Raw genomic sequence first — 24350 nt, forward strand, 5'->3', positions numbered from 1 at the left:
AGAGGGGAGGCGGAACCGATGTCCGAGAACACGTTCTCGTTCCAGCGACGCCGCAACGCCCTCGAGATCCTGCAGGGCGCGTGGAGCGGGGAGCCGCTGACCGCCTCCGATCTGATTGAGCGCACCGGCCTCACCCGCTCGACCGTCATCGCCGTCTGCGACGACCTCATCGAGCTCGGCTGGATCGAGGAGCTCGCGAATCAGCGCGCGGCGGGCGACTACGTGAAGGGCCGCCCTGCGCGCCGCTACGCGCTGCGGCGGACGGCCGGTGTGATCGTCGGAGTCGACGCCGGGCAGCACAGCGTCGGAGTCGACGTCGCCGACCTCCTGGGCGACACGATCGCGCACCACGTCGAGCCCGTCGACCACGAGCCGGTCGAGGAGCTGCCGCGCGAGCGCCGCCTCGCGGACATCGAGCGGATCCTGGACCGCACACTGCGCCGGGCCGGAGTCCCGGACGACGAGGTCCTCGCCGCCACCTTCGGGGTCCCGGCGCCCGTCGACGCCGACGGCCGCTCCCCCGTCGGCGACAACGGCTTCTGGAGCGCGATGAACCCCGGCCTCGGCGACCGCTTCGCCGCGCGCGGCTGGTCGGCCGTCGTCGACAACGACGCCAATCTCGCCGCCCTCGCCGAGGGCTGGCGCGGCGCCGCCGTCGGCTGCTCGGACTACGTCGCGCTGCTCTCGGGCGAGCGCCTGGGCGGCGGTGTGGTCCTGGGCGGCACGCTGCTCCGGGGCGCGCGCGGACTCACCGGCGAGATGCGCTACCTGGACCTCGTCGAGGGAGTCGGATCCGCCGAGGGCGTCGCCGCACTCGCCCGATCGTGGGCGCAGGAGTCCCTCGCCGCTCCGGGTCGCGCCCCGTCGCTCCTGGACGCCGTCGATCACCCGGGCGCCGAGCAGGTGCTGGCCGCCGCCGCGGCGGGCGATCCGCTCGCCCGGGAGGTCGTCGACCGCCTGGCCGCCCGGCTGACGGCCGTCGCGGCCACCCTCGCGAACCTCCTCGACGTCTCGCTCCTCGTCGTCGGCGGCGCGCTCGCCGCCTCGGCCGGACCGCTGCTCGCCGACGTGTCGGAGCGGGTCGCCGCCCTCGTGCACGCGCCGGCACCGCGGATCGTGCCCTCGACCCTCGGCGACCGCGCCGTCGCGCTCGGAGCGGTCCGAGCGGGTCTGGACCGCGTCCGCGCGGATCCGCTCGCCCTGCGCCTGAGCGGCGGCGCCTCCGCGACGGCGGCGACCGGAGGCTGAGGGCCCCGGCTCAGCGCCGGAACGCCCGCACGATCAGCAGGAGCCCGAGCAGCACCGCCACCGCGGCCGCGGTCGCCGCGGGCAGGGCGAGCAGCAGGACCAGCGCGCCGACCGCCGAGACGAGCGCCGGCAGGCGCAACGCCGCCGCTCCCCACTCCACGCGGCGGACGATCAGCGCGACCAGCTGGGCGGCGACCGCGAAGGCGAGCAGCGCGTCTGCGTCGAGCACGACGACCGCGACCACCGAGACGAGGCAGACGACGAGCTGAGCGACGACCGGGACCCCGGTCCGCCGCGAAGGCTGCGCGAGCACGGCCGGGATCTCGTCGGCGTCGGCCAGGCGGACGAGGGCGCCCGCGTCGCGGTGCTGCAGCACGACGAGGGCGAGCAGCCCCGCGAGCACGGCGGCGACCGCGACGGGCACCTCGGCAGCGGTGCCGAGTGCGGCGGCTCGGAGCGGAGTGGCGGTGCCGGCGAGCACGGCCGGTCCGACCAGCAGCAGCAGTCCCGCCCCGAGCGCGCCGGCCACGAGGGCGACGACGCCCGTCGAGACGAGCGCGGGCCGGAGCCGCACGAGGGCACCCGACGTCGGCGGAGCGAACAGGAGCAGCGCGAGCGCCGCGGCGGACGCGGTGCCCTCCACTCCGCCCGGACGCACGTCCGACTCGGGGAGCACCGGCGGCGCCACGGCGACGATCACGGCGGCGGCCACCAGCAGGAGGAGCACCAGGGCGCCGAGTCCGCGCGCGAGACCGGCGCGCACGACTCCGCCCCGCAGGACGAAGACCGTCACCGCGACGAGCATCAGCACCGCGACGGGCCGCGCGGACGCGCCGAGCACCGAGTCCGCGGCGGTGAGCGCGAGCGCGGAGGCGCCGAGCGCCCGGCCGGCGAGCGCCAGCCACTGGGCCGTCGGACCGTCGTGCTGCTCGCGGCCGGAGTCGGCGAGCGCACTGATCGCGGTCAGCACCGCGGCGACGCCGATCCCGAGCAGCAGCCACCAGCCGGCCTCGAGCGCGGCGGGCGAGTAGACGAGGAAGAGCCCGGCGAGCGCGATCGCCCCGGTCGGCTCCGCGGGGCGCGCCCGAGCGCGATCAGCGCTCACTCGCCCGGGCACGCGCGGAACTCAGGCCCGGTCGATCACGCGTCGCCGTCGAACATCGAGGTGACGGAGCCGTCGTCGAACACCTCGTGGATCGCGCGCGCCAGCAGCGGCGCGATCGGCAGGATCGTCAGACGGTCCCACTTCTTCTCCTCCGGGAGCGGCAGGGTGTCGGTGACCACGACCGAGTCGATGAACTCGGAGCTGAGGAGCTCGCGCGCCGGATCCGAGAAGACCGCGTGGGTCGCGGCGACGACGACGCCGATCGCTCCGGCGTTCTTCAGCGCCTCGGCGGCCTTCGCGATCGTGCGCCCGGTGTCGATGAGGTCGTCGACGAGCAGGCAGACGCGCCCCTTCACCTCTCCGACGATCTCGTGGACCGAGACCTGGTTGGCGACCTTGGGGTCGCGGCGCTTGTGGATGATCGCCAGCGGCACCCCGAGCTTGTCGCTCCAGATGTCGGCGACGCGCACGCGGCCCATGTCGGGCGAGACGACCGTGAGGGTCGAGGGGTCGAGCTTCTCGCGGAAGTGCTCGAGCAGCACCGGCATCGCGAAGAGGTGGTCGACGGGTCCGTCGAAGAAGCCCTGGATCTGCGCGGCGTGCAGGTCGACCGACATGATGCGGTCGGCGCCGGCGGCCTTGAAGAGGTCGGCGACCAGGCGGGCCGAGATCGGCTCGCGGCCGCGGCCCTTCTTGTCCTGGCGGGCGTAGGGGTAGAAGGGAGCGACGACGGTGATCCGCTTGGCCGAGGCGCGCTTGAGCGCGTCGACCATGATCAACTGCTCCATGAGCCACTCGTTGATCGGCGAGGTGTGCGACTGCAGCACGAACACGTCACCGCCGCGCACGGACTCGCCGTAGCGCACGTAGAGCTCGCCGTTCGCGAAGGTGCGCCCCTCGGTGGTGACCAGCTCGGTCCCGAGCTCGGAGGCGACGGCCTCCGCCAGTGCCGGATGCGCCCTCCCCGAGACCAGGACCAGGCTCTTCTTGTTGCTGGCGGTGATGCCCGTCACTGTTCTCCGCTTCCTCCGGTCGGCCGGTCCGACCCCTCGGGCTCGGGCACCCCGGCCGCCTCGGCGGCGGTCGCCGCCGCGGTCCCGGGACGGTGGGTCTGCACCCAACCGGCCATGTTGCGCTGCGGAGCGACGGTGATGCCGAGGGCTCCGGCGGGGATGTCCTTGCGGATGACCGTGCCGGCGCCCGTGTACGCTCCGTCCCCGATTCTAACGGGGGCGACGAAGACGTTGTGCGACCCGGCCCGCACGTGGGAGCCGACCACGGAGGACGCCTTGGTCACTCCGTCGTAGTTGGCGAAGATCGAGCCGGCGCCGATGTTCGACTCCTCGCCGATGGTCGCGTCGCCCACATAGGACAGGTGCGGGACCTTCGATCCCGCGCCGATGGTCGCGTTCTTGGTCTCGACGTAGGTGCCGATCTTGCCCTTCGCGCCGAGCACCGTGCCCGGGCGGAGGAACGAGAAGGGGCCGACCTGCGCGCCCGCGCCGATCACGGCGAGCGTCGCGTCGGAGCGCTTGACGACCGCGTCCTCGCCGATCTCGCACGAGTCGAGCGTCGTGTCCGGGCCGATGACCGCGCCCGTCGCGATGACGGTCGGTCCCTTGATCTGCGTGCCGGGGAGGATCTCGACGTCGGGCGCGAGGACCGCGTCGACGTCGATCCAGGTCGTCGCCGGGTCCTGGATCGTGACGCCCTCGAGCTGCCAGCGGCGGACGATGCGCGCGTTGAGCTCGAGCGCCGCGTCGGCCAGCTGCACACGGTCGTTGATGCCGGCCACGAGCCAGCGGTCCTGCACCGGGACGGCCTCGATCGCGCGGCCGGCGGCCTTGAGTGCCGCGGCGGCGTCGGTGAGGTACATCTCCTTCTGCGCGTTGTCGGTGCCGATGCCGCCGATGACGGCGCGCAGGGCGGTGGCGTCGAAGGCGTAGACGCCCGCGTTGATCTCGGCGATGGCGAGCTGGTCGTCGTCGGCGTCCTTCTGCTCGACGATCGAGGCGAAGCCGCCGTCGGAGCCGCGCACGATGCGCCCGAAGCCCGTCGGGTCCTCGAGGACGCAGGAGAGCATGGTCAGCGCGTTCGCCTCGGCGAGGTGAGCGTCGACGAGGCGCCGGAGCGTCGGGGCATCCAGGAGGGGCACGTCGGCGCTGAGGACCACGACGGTCCCGTCGAAGTCGGCGGGCAGGGCCCCGAGCCCGAGCTCGACCGCGCGGCCGGTGCCCGGCACCTCATCCTGATCGACCACGAGCGCTGCGGGCGTGTGCTCGAGCACCGCCTGCGCGACCCGCTCGCGCTCGTGCCGCACGACGGTGACGACGTGCTGCGCCTGGAGCGAGGCGGCGGTGTCGAGGACGTGGCCGAGCAGCGGCCGTCCCGCCAGCCGGTGCAGCACCTTGGGCGTCCTGGACTTCATGCGGGTGCCCTGGCCTGCGGCCAGGATCACGACCGCGAGAGTGCTGTCTATGATCGCGTCTCCTCTTCGGCGGGCGCACCCGGGTCGGTGCGCGCTCGTCATCCCCGCTCCGCCACCAGGATTCGAACCTGGACCGGACAGCTCCAAAGGCTGCCGTGCTGCCGTTACACCATGGCGGACCGCGCTCGCGCGCGTCGTCCATCCTGCCATCCGGCCGGGACCCGCAGAGAACCCGGAGTCCGCCCCTTCGCGTCTCCTCCGGGGAACCTCACCGGCCCGCACCCGCCACAATGGAGGGGTGAGCGCGAACGACGAGGTCGACGGCATCGTCGACGCCTGGGTGAGGGAACGACCCGACCTGGACTTCACGCCGCTGCAGGTCTTCTCCCGCATGCGGCGGCTGGCCAAGCAGCTCGAGCGCGCCCGCGGCACGGCGTTCGGCCGGTCGGAGCTCGAGACGTGGGAGTTCGACGTGCTGTCGGCGCTGCGCCGCGCGGGCGCCCCCTACCGCCTCTCCCCCAAGCAGCTGCTGCAGGCGACCATGGTCACCAGCGGCACCATGACCAACCGCATCGACCGCCTCGTCGAGCGCGACCTGGTCGAGCGCCTCGACGACCCCAACGACGGACGCGGAGTGCTCGTGCAGATGACGCCGTCCGGTCTCGCGCGCGTCGACGCCGCCATCACGCGGCTCGTCGACGCCGAGCAGGAGCTGCTGGGCGCCCTGACGCACGCGCAGCAGGAGCGGCTCGCGCAGCTGCTCCGCAAGCTCTCGCTCGACTTCGGGTAGGGCCCTAGCCCTCCAGCTGCTCCGAGAGCTCCAGCCAGCGCAGCTCGAGCTCGGCGGTCTCGCCCTCGTAGCCGCGGAGCGTCGCGTTCAGCGCCAGGATGCCGTCGTAGTCGTCCTGGTCGTGCGTCGCCATCTTCTCGTGCAAGGTCTTCGTCAGCTGGGTCAGCTTGTGCAGGCGCCGGTCGATCGCCGACACCTCCTTCTCGGCGGTGCGCCGTTCGGCGCCGCCGAGTCCGGAGGGCGCAGCGGAGGCGGTCGCCGACAGCGCGGCCGGGCCCGCCTTCTCGAGCGCCTTGCGCAGCTCGAGGTACTGCTCCACGCCTCCGGGCAGGTGCCGGAACGCGCCCTCCAGCACCGCGTACTGCTGGTCGGTGACCCGCTCGAGCAGGTACCGATCGTGCGAGACGACCAGCAGCGTGCCGGGCCAGGAGTCGAGCAGGTCCTCGATCGCGGCGAGCATGTCGGTGTCGAGGTCGTTGGTGGGCTCATCGAGGATCAGCACGTTCGGCTCGCTCAGCAGGATCAGCAGGAGCTGCAGGCGCCGGCGCTGGCCTCCCGAGAGGTCCTTCACCGGCGTCGACAGCTGAGCGCTCGAGAAGCCGAGCCGCTCGAGCAGCTGCCCGGGCGTCATGTCCTTGCCGCCGATGGAGTAGCTGGTGCGCTGCTGCGCGATGATCTCGCGGACCGGCTGGTCCTGCACCTCGGTCAGCTCCCGCAGCTGCTGGTCGAGGATCGCGACGCGCACCGTCGTGCCGCGCTTCACCTTCCCGCTCGTGGGCTGCACGCTGCCGGCGACCAGGCCCAGGAGGGTCGACTTGCCGGCGCCGTTCACGCCGAGGATCCCGGTGCGCTCCCCCGGGGCGATGCGCCACTCGATGCGGTTCAGCACCGTCCGCTCGCCGTAGCGCACCGTGACGTCGAGCAGGTCGACGACGTCCTTGCCCAGCCGCGAGACGGCGAGCTGCGACAGCGAGACGGAGTCGCGCACGGGAGGCTCGTCCTCGATCAGCTGGTTGGCGGCGTCGATGCGGAACTTGGGCTTCGCGGTGCGGGCGGGGGCTCCGCGGCGCAGCCACGCGAGCTCCTTCTTCATCAGGTTCTGCCGCTTGGCCTCCATCGTGGTCGCCATCCGGTCGCGCTCGACGCGCTGCAGGATGTACGCCGCGTAGCCGCCTTCGAAGGGCTCGACGAGGCGGTCGTGCACCTCCCAGGTGGCGGTGCAGATCTCGTCGAGGAACCAGCGGTCGTGGGTCACGACGGCGAGTCCGCCGGAGGCGGTGGCCCAGCGGCGCTTGAGGTGCTCGGCCAGCCAGGCGATACCCTCGACGTCGAGGTGGTTGGTGGGCTCGTCGAGGAACACGACGTCCCAGTCGCCGACCAGGAGCTTCGCGAGCGCGACGCGGCGGCGCTGTCCGCCCGAGAGGGAGCCGACGACGCCGTCCCACGGCACGTCGCGCAGCAGCCCGGCGATCACGTCGCGAGTGCGCGCGTCGCCCGCCCACTCGTGCTCCTCGAGACCGCCGACGACCGCCTGCGCGACCGTCAGGTCCTCGTCCACCGTGTCGGCCTGGTCGAGCATGCCGAGGGTGACGCCGCGGCGGTGGGTGACGCGGCCGGAGTCCGGCTCGATGCGCTGCGCGAGCAGGCGCAGGAGGGTCGACTTGCCGTCGCCGTTGCGGCCGACGATCCCGATGCGGTCGCCCTCCTCGATGCCGAGCGAGACGTCGTCGAAGATGACCCGCGTGGGGTACTCGAGTCGCAGCGCCTCAGCGCCCAGGAGATGTGCCATAGGGATCGATTTTACGGGGCTCCGCACTGCCGGGTTCGACCGTCCCCTTTTCCGCGGGGCTCCGCGGTCAGGCGACCGCGATCGTGCGGCGGTGGTGGCCTGTCGCGCCGTCGGGCGCCGGCCGCGCCTCGTCGGCGGTCTGCACCAGCCCCTCGGAGTCGGTGCCGCGGACGGTCAGCACGTGGTCGCCGGGCGTGGCGTCCCACTCGAGCACCCACTGGATCCAGGTGTCGGCGGTGACCGCCTCGGCGAGGCGGGCCTCGCGCCACTCCCCTCCGTCGACCTGGACCTCGACCTTCGAGATGCCCGTGTGCGGCGCCCAGGCGACTCCGGCGACGGCGACGGTGCCCGCCGAAACCGCCTGGCCCTGCCTGGGCACGTCGATCCGCGACTCGACCTTGATCGGCCCGCGCTCGCTCCAGCCGCGCGTCGACCAGTAGGCGAGGTCGTCGGCGAAGGTCGTGACCTCCAGCTCGGTGACCCACTTCGTCGCCGAGACGTAGCCGTAGAGGCCGGGCACGACCATCCGCACCGGGAAGCCGTGCTCGAGCGGCAGCGGCTCGCCGTTCATGCCCACGGCGAGGATGCTCGCGCGGCCCTCGTCCTGCAGCACGTCCAGCGGGCTGGAGGCGGTGAAGCCGTCGATGCTGCGCGAGAGCACCATGTCGGCGCCCGCCGTCGGGCGGGCCCGGGCCAGCAGCTCGCGGATCGGGTAGCCGAGCCAGAGGGCCGTGCCGATCAGGTCGCCGCCGACCTCGTTCGACACGCACGACAGCGTGACCAGGTGCTCCTCGAGCGGCAGTGCGAGCAGCTCGTCCCACGTCAGCTCGACCTCCTCCTCGACCATGCCGTGGATCCGGAGTGACCACTCGGCCGGGTCGACGGACGGCACCGAGAGCGCGGTGTCGATGCGGTAGAACTCGGCGTTGGGCGTGACGAAGGAGCTGATCCCCTCGACGTCGTCGAGCACGGCCGTCGGAGGGACGGCCGGAGCGGGCGAGGCGGCGCGCGGCAGCGCCACGGCCTCGCGCACCGCGGTGACGGCGGCCGACGCGGCGGTCGCCATCCGCGCCCCGACGCCCACGACGACCGCCGCGGCACCCGCGACGCCCACGAGGCGGAGGAACGAGCGGCGGTCGGTCCCGCCCCGCGCGGGCTCCTGCTCCCAGCCGCGCAGCCGTGCCGCGGCGGTGCGGAGGACGAGGACGCCCGCCACCATCCCGACGATGCTCGGAGCTGCGGCCAGGCCGGTCGCCCCCTCCCGCGTCACCGATGCCAGAGCCCCCAGGCCCGCGACGACGACCAGCAGCAGCGCCCCGAACGGCGGACGGCGGAACTCCAGCAGTCCCGCGGCGATCGCGAGCAGCGCGACGGCGAAGGCCAGCGAGAGGAGGAGGACGAGCTTGTCGCCGGTGCCGAACAGCGCGATGGTCGCATCCTTCACCCCGGCGGGCACGATGTCGATCACGAAGCCGCCGACCGCGACGAGCGGACCGCCTCCCGCGCCGGTGAACACGGCCACGAGCTCGGCGCTCGCGAGGGCGACGGCGGCGGCGACGATCCCCGTGAGGATCGCGAGCAGTGCGGCTCTTCTGGGGGGCATGGCCGCACTCTAAGCCACCGCCCGGAGTGCGGGCTGGGGCGTCGATCCTCAGATCGAGAGCAGTCGCGCCCCGTGGACGGGTCCGGTCACGCGGACCGCCTTGTAGCGCGCCGTCGTCAGCTCCAGCTGGAGCTCGAGCGCCGCATCCGCGTCGGCGGCGAGGAACGCGACGGTGGGGCCGGAGCCGGACACGAGGCCGCCGAGCGCGCCGCTCTGCTCGCCGCGCTCGAGGATCCGCGCGAGGCCCGGCTGCAGGTGCAGCGCCGGCGCCTGCAGGTCGTTGTGCATCGCGTCGGCGAGCATCGCCGCGTCGCCCGCCCGCAGCGCCTGCAGCACGTTCGGGTCGACGGACGGCGACGCCGAGATCGGGCGGAAGTCGTGCAGGTGGCGCTCGCGGTGCCGGTCGAGCTCGCTGTAGACCTCGGGGGTCGACAACCCCTGCTCCGAGAGCACGAGGACCCACTCGAACCGGCCCTTGGCCAGGGCCGGGCTCAGCTCGTCGCCGCGGCCCACTCCGATCGCCGTGCCGCCGGTGAAGGCGAAGGGCACGTCCGCGCCCAGGCTCGCGGCGATGCCCAGCAGCTGCTCGCGGGTGCACGCCGTGCCCCAGAGCGCGTCGCAGGCGAGGAGCGTGGCGGCGGCGTCGGCCGATCCGCCGCCCATGCCGCCCGCGATCGGGACGTTCTTCTCGATCTCGAGATGCACGCCCCGGCGGTACCCCGTGGCCCGAGCGAGCGCTCTCGCGGCCTTGATGGCGAGGTTGCTGCCGTCGACCGCGAGGCCGGACGTGTCGATCGAGCCGGAGAAGGCGACCGAGAAGTCCGGAGCCGCGCTGGCGCGCACGTCCTCGTAGAGCGACAGCGACTGGAACGCCGTGGCGAGCTCGTGGTAGCCGTCGTCGCGGACCGCCCCCACTTTGAGGAAGACGTTGATCTTGCCGGGAGCCCGCGCGTGGACCACGGTCGACGTCGCGCGAGCAGCCATGCCTCCAAGCTACAGGGTGGCGGAGGGGCCCTCGTCCCGGTCCGAGCCGTCGTCGTCGGGGTCGTCCGAGCCCGAGTCGGGCAGCACCCCGCCCCGCGTCGGCACGAGTGCCGGATCCAGGGTCCGGCCCAGCGCGACGAACGACTCCACGGTCAGCTCCTCGCCCCGGGCGGTCTGCGGGACGCCCGCGGACTCGAGGGCGGTGATCGCCGCGGCACTGTCGCCGAAGAGCGTGGCGAGCGACTGCCGCAGCATCTTCCTCCGCTGGGCGAACGCCGCGTCGACGACGGCGAAGACGGCCCGGCGCAGGGCCTCGTCGCCCGGCTCCTCGCCGCGCTGGAACGACACGAGCACGCTGTCGACGTTGGGGACGGGCCAGAAGATCTGCCGCGAGACGGTGCCGCCGGTCGAGAACGAGCCGAACCACGCCGCCTTGACGCTCGGCCCGCCGTAGACCTTCGAGCCGGGACCCGCGGCGAGGCGGAGGCCGACCTCGGACTGCACCATCACGACGCCCGAGCGGATGCTCGGGAAGTGCTCGAGGAAGTGCAGCAGCACCGGCACGGAGATGTTGTACGGGAGGTTCGCGACGAGCCGCACGGGCTCGCCCGGCAGCTCGAGCACCCGCATCGCGTCGGCGTGCACGACGTGCAGCTCGGCACCGGGAGCCATCAGCTCCACCGTGCGCGGCAGCTGCTCGGCGAGGCGCCCGTCGATCTCGACGGCGACGACCTGCGCGCCCGCCTCGAGCAGGCCCAGCGTCAACGAGCCCAGGCCCGGGCCGATCTCGACGACCGTCTCGCCCGCCCGCACTCCGGCGAGCTTGACGATGCGGCGCACGGTGTTGGCGTCGTGCACGAAGTTCTGGCCGAGCTTCTTGGTCGGAGTGACGTCGAGCAGCTGCGCGAGATCGCGGATCTCGGCGGGGCCGAGCAGGCGCGGGACGGACGCCGCCTCCACCTCGGCCGCGTGACGGCCGCTCATGCGAGCTGCCCCACCGGCTCCGTCGGCTCCGACCCGACCTCGCCGCCCCACTCGCCGTACACCTGCTCGGTGTTCGACGCGATCGTCGCGGCGAGGTGCCCCACGTCGGTCTCGAGGTGCGCGGCCATGGCGCGCAGGGTGTGCGGGAGGAGGTAGGGGGCGTTGGGGCGCCCGCGCAGCGGCATCGGAGTGAGGAACGGCGCGTCCGTCTCGACGAGGATCAGGTGCCGCGGAGTGACGGCGAGCGCCTCGCGGAGCGGCTCCGCGTTCTTGAAGGTCACGTTGCCGGCGAACGAGAGGTACCAGCCCTCCTCCGCGCACATCCGCGCCATCTCGGCGTCGCCGGAGAAGCAGTGGAAGACGGTGCGCTCGGGGGCGCCGACCCGGCGGAGCGTGTCCATCACCTCGCGATGGGCATCGCGGTCGTGGATCTGCAGCGCGATGCCCGCCTCCTTCGCGATGCGGATGTGCTCCTCGAACGAGCGCTGCTGAGCCCCGCGGCCGCTCTCGCCGGTGCGGAAGTAGTCGAGACCCGTCTCGCCGACGGCGCGCACCCGGGGCTGGGTCGCGAGCTCGGCGATCACCGCGAGGGCGTCGTCGAGCTCGCCCCGCGCGTCGAGCTCGGGGGCCTCGTTCGGGTGGATCGCGACGGCGGCGAGCATGCGCGGCTCGGAGGCGGCCATCTCGGCCGACCAGCGGCTGGTCGCCACATCGGTGCCGACCTGGACGACGCCGCGGACGCCGACCGTGGAGGCGCGGTCGAGCTGCTCCCGGTAGTCGAGCGGCTCGAGGCCGTCGGCGATCTCGAGGTGCGTGTGGTTGTCGTAGACGGGGACCACGAGGGCCTCGGGCAGCGGAGGGTACGTCAGGTCGCGGCCGGAGGTGTTCTCGCGGGCGCGGACGTGCTGGCTGTCGGTCATGCGCTCCAGGCTACCGGGAGGGTCCGGACGGCCCGCGTCCGGGGCGGCGGGGATCCCGAGCCCGCTGCTGGTCGAGCAGCCCCGCAGGGGCGTGTCGAGATCCACCGACTTCAGACATCGGGGATCTCGATACGCCCGCTCCGCGGGCTACTCGATCAGCAGAGGGAGGGCCCGAGCGGTCAGCTCGCCGGGGTCTCGATGCGGGGGAAGAGGGCCTCGAGGGTGTCGACCGTCGTGCCGACGGGCACGCGGCCCCAGTCGCCGGCCTCGCGGATCGGCTGCGCCGCGAGGGAGCCGAGCGACTCCTCGACGCCGAGCGCAGTCCACAGCTTCGCGGTCGCGCGGGGCACGACCGGCGAGAGCAGCACGGCGAGGGCGCGCAGCCCCTCCGTCGCCGTGTAGAGGACCGTGCCGAGCCGTTCGCGGTCGGCGTCGTTCTTGGCGAGCGCCCACGGCTCCTGCTCGGTGATGTAGCCGTTCAGCTCGTCGACGATGGTCCACACCGCGGTGATCGCGTCGTGGATGGCGAGGGCGTCGATCGCCGCGTCGGCCGAGGCGGCCGCGGCGGCGACGGTGCGCTGCACGCGCTCCTCCGCCTCGGTGGCGACTCCGGGCCCGGGCACGACGCCGTCGTAGTAGCGGTTGAGCATGGCGATCACGCGCGAGGCGAGGTTGCCGAATCCGTTCGCCAGCTCGGCCTGGTAGCGCGCCGAGAGGTCCTCCCACGAGAACGAGCCGTCCTGGCCGAACGTGATCGCGCGCATGAAGTAGTAGCGGAACGCGTCGGACCCGAACGTGTCGGTGATCTGCTCGGGCGCGATGCCGGTGAGCTTCGACTTCGACATCTTCTCGCCGCCGACCAGCAGCCAGCCGTGGCCGAAGACCTGCTTGGGCACGTCGAGCCCTGCGGCCATCAGCATCGCGGGCCAGATCACCGCGTGGAAGCGGAGGATGTCCTTGCCGACGATGTGGGTCGCCGGCCAGCGGCGGGCGAACTCCTCGTCATCCTGGCCGTAGCCGACGGCGGTGACGTAGTTGAGCAGGGCGTCGAACCAGACGTAGACGACGTGCGAGTCGTCCCACGGGACCTTCACGCCCCAGTCGAAGCTCGAGCGCGAGATCGAGAGGTCGGCGAGGCCCTGGCGCACGAAGCTGACGACCTCGTTGCGGGCCGACTCCGGCTGCACGAAGTCGGGGCGCTCCTCGTAGAGCGCGAGCAGGCGCTCGGTGTACTCGCTCATCCTGAAGAAGTAGTTCTTCTCGCTGAGCAGCTCGACCGGCTTGGAGTGGATCTTGCAGACGTACTGGCCCTCGTAGTCGCCGGTGCCCTCGTCGAGGTCCGAGAGCTGCTTGTACTCCTCGCAGCCGACGCAGTAGTAGCCCTCGTACTCGCCGGTGTAGATCGCGCCGCCGTCGTAGAGCTTCTGGAGGAACTTCTGCACGTTGACCTCGTGCCGCTCGTCCGTGGTGCGGATGAAGTCGTCGTTGGCGATGTCGATGGTGCTCAGGAGCGGCTGCCACGCGGTCTCGACGAGGCGGTCCGCCCACTCCTGCGGAGTCGTGCCGTTCGCCGTCGCGGTGCGCAGGATCTTCTGGCCGTGCTCGTCGGTGCCGGTGAGCAGCCAGGTGTCGTCGCCGGCCTGACGGTGCCAGCGGGTCAGCACGTCCGCCGCGACCTCCGTGTACGCGTGCCCGATGTGGGGGACGTCGTTGACGTAGAAGATCGGGGTCGTGAGATAGAAGGAGGCGCCGTCGGACATGGCGACCATCCTATTCACCGCGCGGTGCCAGCCTTCCCGTGTGACGGCGGACCCGGAACCAGCCTTGACGAGGGGCGGCTCCTTGTCGCACGACATGACATACCCTCAGCTCGTGACTAGCCTCGTCGGATTCCCCGAGCCCGTGAGAAGGATGCACCATGACGTCGAACCACACCCTCCGCCGACGGACGACTCTCGCCGTCGCAGCCTGGACACTGCCGGTCGTCGCCACCGCCACCGCGACTCCGGCCGCTGCCGCGAGCGCGACGGCCGCATTCGATCTGCAGATGCAGAACTTCTCGGGTGACAACGGCACCTGGTACAACGACGACCGCACGCAGTACCTCGGTTACAACACTTTTCTGTCACCGACCGTGCACAACGCTGGTCCGGAGGCGGCGCCCGCCGGCACGGTGGTCGTCATGCGGTCCGACGACAGGATCCTCGGCTCGCCGTCCCTCGCCGTGGCTGACTCGTCCGGGATCCCGGCCGGCGCGATCTCCATCACCGGTCCGGTCGTCGATGGTGACCGCTCCACCTTCACCGCGGTGATCTCGGTGCCGATCCCCGCCGGCGTGGACGTAGTCTTCACGCCGCGATTCGGCGATGGCCTGACCCACGAGGAGGCCGCCGAGATCCACGACTTCACGACGGTGTTCTCGGATCTGACACCGCACTCCTTCTCCGTGCATTCGCCGGCCGGCGCCGACTCCGACCCCTCGAACGATTCGCTCTCGTGGACGGCGGAGACGGGCACGCTCGTGCCGTGGAACGGTACCGTCACGGGAGAATGGGCCGTCCTGGCCACGGGTAGCTGCACCTACCCGTACGTGGCGGCGGTGGTGGTCTCGAGCACCGGAGCTAACGCGGTGCCGCCCGACGCGCAGATCTACTACGACTTCGACACGCGCGCCCTTCCCCAGGTCTCGCTCGCCTCGGCGACGATCGACGGCGCTCCGACGACGATGCGTGCGGGACGGGTCGACACGGATTCGACGAGCGGCCGAATCACCTGGTACACCACTGAGCCGGTCGCTCCGGGCTCGGCACTGCGCCTCGAACTGGCTACGACGACGGATCCGTCGGCCGCGCTGACCGACCCCGTCACGATGGCCTCGGCCAGCCTGGCCACGGACGTCCACGAGAGCGACGAGTCCGACAACTTCATCTTCAGCAGAGGCACCTGCGGATAGGCCGCCGCCTGCAGCTCAACCGCGGCGCGACGCCAGCGCCGCCTCGTAGAGCTCGCGTCGCGAGAGTCCGGTGCGCTCGGCGACCTCGGCCGACGCCTCCTTGAGCCGCGCCCCGGCGGCGACCCGCGCGAGGACGTCGGCGAGCGCGTCCTCCTGCGACGCCTCCCGCTCCGGAGCGCCCTGCACCACCAGGCAGATCTCTCCGCGGAGCCCGCCGGCCGCCCACTCGGCGAGCTCGGCCGCCGTACCGCGGCGCACCTCCTCGAACATCTTCGTCAGCTCGCGGCACACCACGACCCGGCGCTCGGGCCCCATCGCCTCGACCAGGTCGGCGAGGGCGTCGCCGATGCGGTGCGGCGACTCGAAGAACACCATGGTGCGGCGCTCGTCGACGAGGGAGCGGAAGGTCGAGACCCGCTCGCCGTGCTTGCGCGGCAGGAAGCCCTCGAAGCTGAACCGGTCGGTCGGCAGCCCCGAGACGGCGAGCGCCATCAGCACGGCCGAGGGACCGGGGAGCGCCGTGACCGCGACTCCGGCGGCCACCGCCGTCTCGACGAGGTGGTAGCCCGGATCGGACACGGTAGGCATGCCGGCGTCGCTGAGCACGAGCAGGTCCTGGTCGCGGGCGAGCTCGACCAGCTCGGCCGCCCGCTGGCGCTCGTTGTGGTCGTGCAGCGCGTAGAGGGTCGGCCGGTTCTCGATGCCGAGCGCCCGCAGCAGCTGGATGGTGACGCGGGTGTCCTCGGCGGCGACGTGCTGCGCGGTCGAGAGCGCCTCCACGAGCCGCCGGGAGGCATCGCCGAGGTTTCCGATGGGCGTGCCCGCGAGGATGATCATGCAGCCAGTCTCCCAGCCCCGATCGGTGGGCGACCCTCGGAGGAGGCGTGCGGGCGGGCGGTCGTGGTGCCGTGACGCCCCGTTAGCATGGCCGGGTGACGGACCGACCGCAGCGCGACTTCGACGACCTGCTCCTCGACTCCGCCGGAGCGACCCGGTCGGTTCCCGTCGAGCCCGCGGAGGACGTCGCCGCGGCACCCCGGGTGCGCGAGCCGCAGCCCGACGTGCCGCGGGGCTCCTGGTTCGACGACGTCTTCGCACGCCTGACGCTCACCCCGCTCCGGCGACGGCTGTGGGACCTCGGTCTGCCGATCGCCGTGGTCGTGCTCGCCGCCGTGCTGCGCCTGTGGAACCTCGGGCACCCCCGCTCGCTCGTGTTCGACGAGACCTTCTACGTGAAGGACGCCTGGACGCTCTGGAACCTCGGCTTCGAGGGCGCGTGGCCGGAGGATCCCGACCCGGGCTTCGCGGCGGGCGACGTGGACACGTTCACGGGAGCGCCGTCGTTCGTCGTGCACCCTCCGCTGGGCAAGTGGATCATCGGGCTCGGGATGGGCGCGTTCGGCGCCGACGACAGCGTCGGCTGGCGGATCTCGACGGCGGTCGTCGGGATCCTCGCGGTCGCGCTCGTCATCGTCGTCGGCCGGCTGCTCTTCCGCTCGACGCTGATCGCCTCGCTCGCGGGCCTCTTCCTCGCCCTCGACGGCCACGCGATCGTGATGTCGCGCGTCTCGCTGCTCGACGGGATCCTCATGTTCGTCGCGCTGTGCGGCGTGACGGCCGTGCTGCTCGACCGCCGCTGGGCGGAGCTGCGGCTCGCCGAGAAGGTCGCCGCCGGGGCCCTGCCCAGCTGGGGACCGGTGCTCTGGTGGCGGCCCTGGCTCCTGGTCGCGGGCTTCGTCTTCGGTCTCGCGGCCGGCGTGAAGTGGACCGGGATCTACTTCCTGGCGGCCTACGGGGTCTACCTCGTCGTGGTCGACGCGCTGATGCGCCGCCGGGCGGGTGTCCCCTTCTGGGGCAGCGGAGCCGTGCTCAAGCAGGGCCCGGTGACCTTCCTCCTGGTCGTGCCGATCGCGCTCGTCGCGTACCTCCTCACCTGGACCGGCTGGCTCCGGACTTCCGGCGGCTGGGCCCGGCAGTGGGCGACGGAGGCCCCGGGCAACGCCTGGACCGGTGCGCTGGCGTGGGTGCCCGACTGGGCGCAGAGCCTCTGGCACTACCACGTGCAGATGTACGACTACTCGATCAACCTGCGCGCGACGCACCCCTACGAGGCGAACCCGCTGACCTGGCTGCTGATGACGCGGCCGACGAGCATGTACTTCGTCGACGGCGCCGAGGGCGTCGACGGCTGCACCGCGGCGCGCTGCGCCGAGGCGATCACCTCGGTCGCGAATCCGCTGATCTGGTACGCCGGAGTCGCGGCGCTGCTCTACCTGCTCTACCGCCTCGCGCGATACCGGGAGTGGCGCGCGGGCTTCGTGCTGATGGGCATCGTCGCGGGCTACCTGCCGTGGATGCTGTACCTGGACCGCACGGTCTTCCAGTTCTACTGCGTCGTGTTCCAGCCGTACATGATGCTCGCGCTCGCGATGACGGCGGGGATCGTGATGGGCTCGCCGCAGGACCCCGTCCGCAAGCGGACCCGCGGGATCGTCCTCGTGCTCGGGTTCGTCGTGCTCGCCGCCGCGCTCACCGCCTTCTTCTACCCCGTCTGGACCGGGCAGCAGACCTCGTTCGCCTTCTGGCAGGCGCACATGTGGCTCCCGTCGTGGGTCTGATCCCGCGTCTCGGACCCGGAGTCGCGGTCTGCGCGGCCGCCGCGGTGCTCGCGGCCGTCGTGCACGCTCTCGTGCCGGCGGTGCCGATGCTGACGGCCGCGGTCGCGCTCGGGATCGTGGTGGCGCAGGTGCCGGCGGCCCGTCCGGCGCTGGGCGGTGCGCTGTCGCCGGGTCTGAAGTTCTCGTCGCGGACCCTCATGCGCACCGGGATCGTGCTGCTGGGGCTGAAGCTCTCGCTCGTGGACATCGCGGCGCTGGGCTGGGCGGCGATCCTCGTGGTGGTGGGCATCGTGCTGGCGACGTTCGCGCTCACCTGGGCGCTCGGGCGGGCGCTCGGACTGCCCGGCCGCGAGCCCCTGCTGCTGGCCGCCGGCTTCTCGATCTGCGGCGCCTCCGCCATCGGCGCGATGGCCGGGGCGACACGGGCGAAGGAGTCGGAGCAGGCCGTGCCGGTCGCGCTGGTGACGCTCTGCGGAACGCTCGCGATCGCGGTGCTGCCGGCGCTGCAGCATCCGCTGGGCCTCTCGGCGGACCAGTTCGGGCACTGGGTGGGAGCGTCGGTGCACGACGTCGGCCAGGTCGTCGCGACGGCGCAGGTCGCGGGGGCGTCGGCCCTCGCGGTGGCGGTGGTCGTCAAGCTCACGCGCGTGGTCATGCTCGCGCCGATGGTCGCGATCGCCGCGGCGGCGACGCGGCGCGGCGGAGAGGCGGTCGGACCGCGTCCCGCGATCGTGCCGCTGTTCGTGGTCGGCTTCCTCGCGGCCGTTCTCGTGCGCACCTGGGTGCCGCTGCCGGAGGGGCTGCTCGCGGGTGCCGACACCGCCCAGACCTGGCTGCTCGCGGCAGCGCTGTTCGCCCTCGGCACCGGCGTGCGGCTGCGCGCTCTCGTGACGACCGGCTGGCGGGCGCTCGTCGTGGCGCTCGGCTCGTGGTTCGCGATCGCCGCGATGGCGCTGGCGGCGGTGCACGCGACGGTCTGATCCTGGGACTGTTACGGACTGCGACAGCTCTCGCGCCCCGCTGTCGGAGGGCGACGGTAACGTCGATCGCATGGCAGATCGCGAGTACGGCTTCAAGACGCGTGCAATCCACGCGGGCAACATCCCCGACCCGGTGACCGGTGCGCGCGCGCTGCCGATCTACCAGACCAGCGCGTTCGTCTTCGACGACACCGCCGACGCCGCGGCGCGCTTCGCCCTGCAGAAGTACGGCAACGTCTACTCGCGCCTCTCCAACCCCACCGTCGCCTCCTTCGAGGAGCGCGTCGCGAGCCTCGAGGGCGGCCTCGGCGCCGTGGCGACCGCGTCGGGCCTCTCGGCGCAGTTCATCGTCTTCGCGGCCCTCGTCGGCTCGGGCGATCACGTCGTCTCCTCCGCCAACCTCTACGGCGGGTCCATCACGCAGCTCGACGTGACCCTGCGCCGCTTCGGGGTCGAGACGACCTTCGTGCAGTCGAGCGATCCGGCCGACTACGCGGCGGCGATCACCGAGAAGACCAAGGTCCTCTACGCCGAGACCATCGCGAACCCCTCCGGCGAGATCGCCGACATCGAGGGCCTCGCGGCCGTCGCGCACGCCGCGGGCATCCCGCTCGTCATCGACTCGACCGTGGCGACTCCTTATCTGGTGCGCCCGATCGAGTGGGGCGCCGACATCGTCATCCACTCGGCGACCAAGTTCCTCGGCGGCCACGGCACCACGCTCGGCGGCGTCGTCGTCGAGTCGGGCCGCTTCCACTACTCGCACGAGAAGTTCCCGCTGCTGCACGACTCCGTCGCCTCGTACGGCGACCTCTCGTGGGACGGCAACTTCGGCGAGTACGGGTTCCTCACCCGCCTGCGCGCCGAGCAGCTGCGCGACATCGGCCCGGTCCTCGCTCCCCACTCCGCGTTCCTGCTCGCCCAGGGCGTCGAGACGCTGCCGTACCGGATCCAGGCGCACGTCGACAACGCCCGCCGCGTGGCGGAGTGGCTCGACGCCGATCCGCGGATCGAGGCCGTCTACTGGGCCGGCCTGCCCGCGCACCCGCACCACGAGCGCGCGCAGAAGTACCTGCCGAAGGGGCCGGGCTCGGTGTTCAGCTTCGTCGTGAAGGGCGGCCGCGCGGTCGGACAGACCTTCATCGAATCGGTCGACCTCGCCAGCCACCTCGCCAACATCGGCGACGCGAAGACGCTGGTGATCCACCCCGCCTCGACGACGCACGCGCAGCTCACCGAGCAGCAGCTGCTCGACGCGGGCGTGCTGCCGGGCCTCGTCCGCCTCTCGGTGGGCATCGAGGACGCCGACGACATCATCTACGACCTCGACCAGGCGCTCACCGCGGCCGTCGAGAAGCACGGCACACCGGACGCGCCGACCGAGCTCCCGGAGGACGCCTCGGCGACCCTCCTCTCCCCCACCGTGGAGGTCTGATCCCATGACCACGACCGACGACACCGTCGTCCAGCTGTCCAACGGGCTCAGCTGCTCCGTCCCGACCAACTCGCCGCTGGCGAAGATGCTGCGCTCGCAGCGCACCTGGGTCGGCCCGGATGCGAAGCAGCGCCTCGACATCCTCCGTCGCGCGAAGACGGTCGCGATCGTGGGCGCCTCGCCGAACCCGGCGCGCTCGTCGTACTTCGTCTCGACCTACCTGCAGCAGTCGAGCGACTACGAGCTGTTCTTCGTGAACCCCAACGCCACCGAGATCCTCGGGCAGCCGGTCTACAAGAGCCTCGCCGACCTGCCCGTCGTGCCCGACATCGTCGACGTCTTCCGCAAGGCGAGCGACATCCCCTCCGTGATCGACGACGTGGTCGCGATCGGCGCGCCGACCGTCTGGGTGCAGCTCGGCATCTGGAACCAGGAGGCGGCCGAGTACGGCGAGTCGAAGGGCCTGACGGTGGTCATGGACCGCTGCATCAAGGTCGAGCACGCCCGCTTCCACGGCGGACTGCACCTGCTCGGCTTCGACACCGGCCAGATCACCGCGCGCAAGACGATCCGCTGACACTCGACGGGCCGGCTGGGGAGTCCCCGGCCGGCCCGTCGAGCGTCAGTTGCGCTCTGCGTCTCAGTCGCGCTCTGCGTCTCAGTCGCCCTTGACGTTCACCAGCTGGCGCAGCGTGTGCCGCACCTCGACGAGGTCGGCTGCGTCGGCCATCACCCGGTCGATCGGCTTGTAGGCCGCCGGGATCTCGTCGAGGAACGCGTCCGTGTCGCGGTACTCGATCCCCGTCATGGCCTCGCGCAGCTGGTCGTGCGTGAAGGTCCGGCGCGCCGCCGCCCGCGAGTACTCGCGGCCGGCTCCGTGCGGGGACGAGTCGAGCGACATCGCGTTCCCCCGACCGACCACCACGTACGACGCGGTGCCCATCGAGCCGGGGATGAGCCCCGGACGCCCGGCGTCGGCCTGGATCGCGCCCTTCCGGCTCACCCAGACGTCGCGGCCGAAGTGGCGCTCCTGCTCGGTGAAGTTGTGGTGGCAGTTGATCCGCTCCACCTCCTCGACCGGCGCGCCGATCCACTCGGAGAGCTGCCGGACGACCCGGTCCATCATCTCCTCGCGGTTCAGCAGCGCGTACGTCTGCGCCCAGCGGAGCTCGGCGATGTATCGGTCGAACTCCGCCGTGCCCTCCACGAGGTAGGCGAGGTCGGGGTCGGGCAGCGTGATCCAGTGGCGCGCGCAGTAGTCGCGGGCGATCCGGATGTGCTCGCCGGCGATCCGGTTGCCTACACCGCGGGAGCCGGAGTGCAGGAACAGCCAGACGGCTCCGGTCTCGTCGCTGCTGACCTCGATGAAGTGGTTGCCGCTGCCGAGCGTGCCCAGCTGCAGCCTCCAGTGCTTCGAGTAGCGCGCCGGGTCGAAGCCCGCCGCCTCGGCGAGCGCGGCGAGCTCCGCGACGCGCGGCTCGGCGGTCGCCACCACCTTGCGGTTCGCGGCGCCCGCCGAGAGCGGCACGGCGCGCTCGATCTGCTCGCGGAGTGCCGCGAGGTCGCGGCCGGTCAGGTCGTCGCGCGTGAACCCGGTGCGCACGGCGATCATGCCGCAGCCGATGTCGACTCCGACGGCCGCGGGGATGATCGCGCCGAGGGTCGGGATGACCGACCCCACGGTCGCGCCGCGCCCGAGGTGCGCGTCGGGCATGAGCGCCAGGTGCGGGAACACGAACGGCATCCGCGAGGCGGTGAGCGCCTGCTCCCGTGCGTTGTCGTCGAGGATGCTCGCCCAGGAGACGAGGCGGTCGGTGATCTTCTGCATGGTGCTGGTCTTCTGCATGGTCCTTCCTCTCGTGAAGGCCCGGCGGTCGCCGGGAATAGGGGGAGACGCGTTCGGGACGGCGGGATGCCGCGAGCCGTGCACGCGCCGCCTCCTCTGCAGAGGAGTACGGGAGCGGTGGGGCCCCGAACCGGTGTCGTCCGGGGCCTGGGCAGCTGCCTAGGAGAGCCGGAGGACGCCGGGCTGGAGGTTCTTCGCGCAGAGGCGCTCGCCCGAGAGGGGCAGCGCATGTTCGCGGGACGCGACCGTCCGGTCGGCGACGAGCAGTCTCGTGGTCATGCGACTGCTCCTTCCAGGCGTCGGGGGTGCGCGCTCCGGTGGCGCGCTCGGCGACCGTAGCAGCGCGGGCGAGACCTGTGCAACCCGGGCGTGTCGCGCTGTCCGCGGGCAGGAGGAGGGTCCTCCTCCGCGTCGGCGCGCCGCCTCCCCCGCGCGACGGATTCGCCTCCGCATCGCGTGGACGGTCTCTGGACGGCCCCTCCGATCCCCCGCGCGGCGGCGAGGAGGCGAGTAGGCAGGAGGTGCACGGGAGAACGGACTCTCCGGGATCGGACAACGATCGAGCCGCTCGCGGCCTCGAGGAACTGGACGGACGATGAGGAACACGACCTTCACACCCAGCACCACCGGATCGGCGGCGAGCGCAGCGTCGCGGCCGAGGCCTCCGCACCGCGGCAGGCGCCTCCTGATCGCCGGCGTCGCCTGCGGCGCTCTGGCACTCGGGCCGATCGCCGTCGCCGCCCCGGCGGCGGCCACCAGTGCGGCGCAGGTCGCGGCCGCCGCGTGGAGCGTCGTGGCCGAGGGCGAGAACAGCGCCAACGCGCGGACGGTGCAGCACCTGCTCACCGCGGCCGGGCACCCGGTCGACGCCGACGGCGTCTTCGGCCCCGCGACGGCCGAGGCGGTGCGGGTGTTCCAGAGCGAGCGCGGCCTCTCGTCCGACGGGATCGTGGGCGAGCAGACCTGGTCCGCGCTGATCACGACGCTCTCCTCCGGTGACAGCGGCGAGGCCGTCACCGCACTGCAGGTGCAGCTGAACAAGACCGGTGCCGGGCTCACCGTCGACGGCTCGTTCGGGCCGGCGACCGCCTCGGCGGTGGAGGCCTTCCAGTCGGAGGCCGGGCTCTCGGTCGACGGCGTCGCCGGTCCGCAGACCTGGCAGTCGCTCGTCGGCTCGGGCTCGGGCACGACCCCCGATCCGGGTCAGCCCGGCGAGACGTTCGCGTCCCTCAGCGAGGAGCAGCTCGCGAACGTGCGCACGATCATCGCCGAGGGGAGGACCGCCGGCGTGCCCGAGTACGGCTGGGTCATCGCGATCGCGACGGCCATGCAGGAGTCGCGGCTGCGGAACCTCGAGGGCGGCGACCGCGACTCGGTCGGCCTCTTCCAGCAGCGGCCGTCGACCGGCTGGGGCGACGCGGCCGACCTCGTCGACCCGGTGTTCGCCTCGCGGGCCTTCTACGGAGCCGCGAACAGCCCGACCGAGAACAAGGGGCTCACCGACGTGCCGGGCTGGGAGTCGATGAGCGTGACCGAGGCGGCGCAGACGGTGCAGGTCTCGGCCTACCCGGACGCCTACGCGCAGTGGGAGACCCTGGCCCGCGAGGCCGTCGAGAGCGAGGGATGAGGATCATGAGCATCACGACCGAGACCACCACCACCCCGATCGTGCAGGAGCGGCCGCGGAGCCTCCGCGCCCGCGCCGTGGCCGTCCTCACCGCCCTGCTCCTCGCCGTCGGCGTCGTCGTCGGCGGCGCCACGAGCGCGCAGGCGGCCGACTGGCCGGTCCTCTCCTCCGGCTCCAGCGGCGAGGACGTGACCACCGCGCAGTACCTGCTGCGCGGCTCGGGTCAGTCGCTCGCCGTCGACGGGGAGTTCGGAGCGGGCACGGCGAGCGCCACCACCGCGTTCCAGTCGGCGAAGGGCCTGGCGGCCGACGGCGTCATCGGCGCGGAGACGTGGGGCGCACTGGCCACGACCGTCCGGAGCGGCGACTCCGGTGACGCCGTGAGCGCGGCGCAGACCCAGCTCAACGCGAACGGCGCCTCGATCGCGGTCGACGGGGCGTTCGGCTCCGGCACCGATGCGGCCGTGAAGAGCTTCCAGAGCGGCGCCGGACTGACCGCCGACGGCATCGTCGGACCGGCCACCTGGAAGGCGCTGATCGCCGGCGGAGGCACTACTCCCCCGCCGGGCACTGACGCGGCGGCGACCGCGCAGGCGATCCTCGACAACCCCGCGATCGAGCTCTACGACTCCTCGGACGACCCCGCCTCGACCGCTCTCGCGAACATCCGCGACACGGCGGCCGGCCGCCCGGCACTGACCAGCCCGTCCGCCGAGGGCGGCGGAGCCTCCACGACGCTCTCGCCGGCGATGCTCGACGGGATCCTCCGCCTGAACACCGAGTACGGGCACTCCTTCTCGGTCTCTTCGATCGCCGGAGAGGACCACAGCCCGACCTCGCTGCACTACGGCGGGACGGCGGTGGACATCCCGATCATCGACGGCGTCTTCGTGGCGAACGGTGCCGACTACCAGTCCGTCAAGGACGCGTGCGCCGCGATGGGCGCGACGGAGATCCTCGCCCCTGGGGACCCGGACCACGACGACCACGTGCACTGCGGCTGGGAGTGACGCCGGGCCCGATGGTTCCGACCATCGGCG

20 protein-coding genes and 1 tRNA gene are annotated in these 24350 nt (G+C 72.5%); 9 read left to right on the plus strand and 12 right to left on the minus strand.

The genetic code is table 11. The annotated features are described in order from the left end of the window. Window positions 1–18 precede the first annotated feature (18 nt). Window positions 19–1248 carry an ROK family transcriptional regulator gene (locus tag C1I63_RS17215; RefSeq protein WP_107575552.1) on the plus strand — a complete coding sequence of 410 codons (1230 nt, stop codon included), beginning with the start codon at window positions 19–21 and terminating at the stop codon, window positions 1246–1248. A gap of 10 nt (window positions 1249–1258) precedes the next feature. Here C1I63_RS17215 and C1I63_RS17220 read toward each other — a convergent pair whose 3' ends face one another. The 4 genes from C1I63_RS17220 to C1I63_RS17235 all read right to left on the minus strand — a co-directional run bounded on the left by C1I63_RS17220 (window position 1259) and on the right by C1I63_RS17235 (window position 4960). After that, window positions 1259–2353, minus strand: a complete 1095-nt coding sequence (locus tag C1I63_RS17220; protein WP_107575553.1) for a hypothetical protein — start codon at window positions 2351–2353, stop codon at window positions 1259–1261. Between the two features lie 35 nt (window positions 2354–2388). Then, the gene (locus C1I63_RS17225) at window positions 2389–3366 is read right to left on the minus strand and encodes a ribose-phosphate diphosphokinase (protein WP_055793762.1); all 978 of its coding nucleotides are present in this window, start codon (window positions 3364–3366) and stop codon (window positions 2389–2391) included. Continuing rightward, entirely contained in the window at window positions 3363–4883 is a 1521-nt protein-coding gene (gene glmU, locus C1I63_RS17230; RefSeq protein ID WP_107575554.1) for a bifunctional UDP-N-acetylglucosamine diphosphorylase/glucosamine-1-phosphate N-acetyltransferase GlmU, read from the minus strand. The genes C1I63_RS17225 and glmU overlap by 4 nt, the downstream gene beginning before the upstream one ends. A gap of 5 nt (window positions 4884–4888) precedes the next feature. Next, a tRNA-Gln gene (locus C1I63_RS17235) sits at window positions 4889–4960 on the minus strand. 119 nt (window positions 4961–5079) lie between these two features. Here C1I63_RS17235 and C1I63_RS17240 point away from each other — a divergent pair. Then, entirely contained in the window at window positions 5080–5571 is a 492-nt protein-coding gene (locus C1I63_RS17240; RefSeq protein ID WP_055793772.1) for a MarR family winged helix-turn-helix transcriptional regulator, read from the plus strand. A gap of 4 nt (window positions 5572–5575) precedes the next feature. On the opposite strand, the gene C1I63_RS17245 is transcribed toward C1I63_RS17240, so the two are convergent. The 6 genes from C1I63_RS17245 to metG all read right to left on the minus strand — a co-directional run bounded on the left by C1I63_RS17245 (window position 5576) and on the right by metG (window position 13611). Further along, the gene (locus C1I63_RS17245) at window positions 5576–7360 is read right to left on the minus strand and encodes an ABC-F family ATP-binding cassette domain-containing protein (RefSeq protein ID WP_107575555.1); all 1785 of its coding nucleotides are present in this window, start codon (window positions 7358–7360) and stop codon (window positions 5576–5578) included. 67 nt (window positions 7361–7427) lie between these two features. Then, window positions 7428–8963 carry a molybdopterin-dependent oxidoreductase gene (locus tag C1I63_RS17250; protein ID WP_107575556.1) on the minus strand — a complete coding sequence of 512 codons (1536 nt, stop codon included), beginning with the start codon at window positions 8961–8963 and terminating at the stop codon, window positions 7428–7430. A 48-nt stretch (window positions 8964–9011) separates the two neighbouring features. Then, the gene (locus C1I63_RS17255; protein ID WP_107575557.1) at window positions 9012–9947 is read right to left on the minus strand and encodes a 4-(cytidine 5'-diphospho)-2-C-methyl-D-erythritol kinase; all 936 of its coding nucleotides are present in this window, start codon (window positions 9945–9947) and stop codon (window positions 9012–9014) included. A 9-nt stretch (window positions 9948–9956) separates the two neighbouring features. Continuing rightward, complete coding sequence (gene rsmA, locus C1I63_RS17260) at window positions 9957–10931, minus strand: 16S rRNA (adenine(1518)-N(6)/adenine(1519)-N(6))-dimethyltransferase RsmA (protein WP_107575558.1); 975 nt, start codon at window positions 10929–10931, stop codon at window positions 9957–9959. Next, entirely contained in the window at window positions 10928–11851 is a 924-nt protein-coding gene (locus C1I63_RS17265; protein WP_107575937.1) for a TatD family hydrolase, read from the minus strand. The genes rsmA and C1I63_RS17265 overlap by 4 nt, the downstream gene beginning before the upstream one ends. Window positions 11852–12030: 179 nt before the next feature. Then, on the minus strand, window positions 12031–13611 hold the full coding sequence (gene metG / locus C1I63_RS17270) for a methionine--tRNA ligase (RefSeq protein ID WP_107575559.1): 1581 nt from the start codon (window positions 13609–13611) through the stop codon (window positions 12031–12033). Between the two features lie 158 nt (window positions 13612–13769). Here metG and C1I63_RS17275 point away from each other — a divergent pair, with 158 nt between their 5' ends. Then, complete coding sequence (locus C1I63_RS17275) at window positions 13770–14804, plus strand: hypothetical protein (protein ID WP_107575560.1); 1035 nt, start codon at window positions 13770–13772, stop codon at window positions 14802–14804. Between the two features lie 15 nt (window positions 14805–14819). On the opposite strand, the gene rsmI is transcribed toward C1I63_RS17275, so the two are convergent. Beyond that, a complete protein-coding gene (rsmI, locus tag C1I63_RS17280) occupies window positions 14820–15641 on the minus strand; it encodes a 16S rRNA (cytidine(1402)-2'-O)-methyltransferase (protein WP_107575561.1) in 822 nt (273 codons plus the stop codon). A 95-nt stretch (window positions 15642–15736) separates the two neighbouring features. Here rsmI and C1I63_RS17285 point away from each other — a divergent pair, with 95 nt between their 5' ends. The 4 genes from C1I63_RS17285 (at window position 15737) to C1I63_RS17300 (ending at window position 20414) form a co-directional block, all read left to right on the plus strand. Beyond that, entirely contained in the window at window positions 15737–17422 is a 1686-nt protein-coding gene (locus C1I63_RS17285; protein WP_244907142.1) for a dolichyl-phosphate-mannose--protein mannosyltransferase, read from the plus strand. After that, window positions 17401–18402 (plus strand): YeiH family protein, encoded by a 1002-nt coding sequence (locus tag C1I63_RS17290; RefSeq protein WP_107575562.1) that lies wholly within the window; start codon window positions 17401–17403, stop codon window positions 18400–18402. The genes C1I63_RS17285 and C1I63_RS17290 overlap by 22 nt, the downstream gene beginning before the upstream one ends. 70 nt (window positions 18403–18472) lie before the next feature. After that, window positions 18473–19837: an O-acetylhomoserine aminocarboxypropyltransferase/cysteine synthase family protein gene (locus C1I63_RS17295; RefSeq protein ID WP_107575563.1), complete on the plus strand. Its 1365-nt coding sequence runs from the start codon at window positions 18473–18475 to the stop codon at window positions 19835–19837. 4 nt (window positions 19838–19841) lie between these two features. After that, a complete protein-coding gene (locus C1I63_RS17300) occupies window positions 19842–20414 on the plus strand; it encodes a CoA-binding protein (protein WP_077223299.1) in 573 nt (190 codons plus the stop codon). An 81-nt stretch (window positions 20415–20495) separates the two neighbouring features. Here the strand turns inward: C1I63_RS17300 and C1I63_RS17305 are convergent, their stop codons facing one another. After that, window positions 20496–21665, minus strand: a complete 1170-nt coding sequence (locus C1I63_RS17305) for an RtcB family protein (RefSeq protein WP_107575939.1) — start codon at window positions 21663–21665, stop codon at window positions 20496–20498. Between the two features lie 613 nt (window positions 21666–22278). Between C1I63_RS17305 and C1I63_RS17310 the strand changes: the two genes are divergently transcribed. After that, window positions 22279–23310, plus strand: a complete 1032-nt coding sequence (locus C1I63_RS17310; RefSeq protein WP_107575564.1) for a peptidoglycan-binding domain-containing protein — start codon at window positions 22279–22281, stop codon at window positions 23308–23310. A 5-nt stretch (window positions 23311–23315) separates the two neighbouring features. Further along, window positions 23316–24320, plus strand: a complete 1005-nt coding sequence (locus C1I63_RS17315) for a peptidoglycan-binding domain-containing protein (protein ID WP_107575940.1) — start codon at window positions 23316–23318, stop codon at window positions 24318–24320. Window positions 24321–24350: the final 30 nt, after the last annotated feature.

Origin of the sequence: Rathayibacter caricis DSM 15933 (assembly GCF_003044275.1) — a bacterium.
Classification (GTDB): domain Bacteria; phylum Actinomycetota; class Actinomycetes; order Actinomycetales; family Microbacteriaceae; genus Rathayibacter; species Rathayibacter caricis.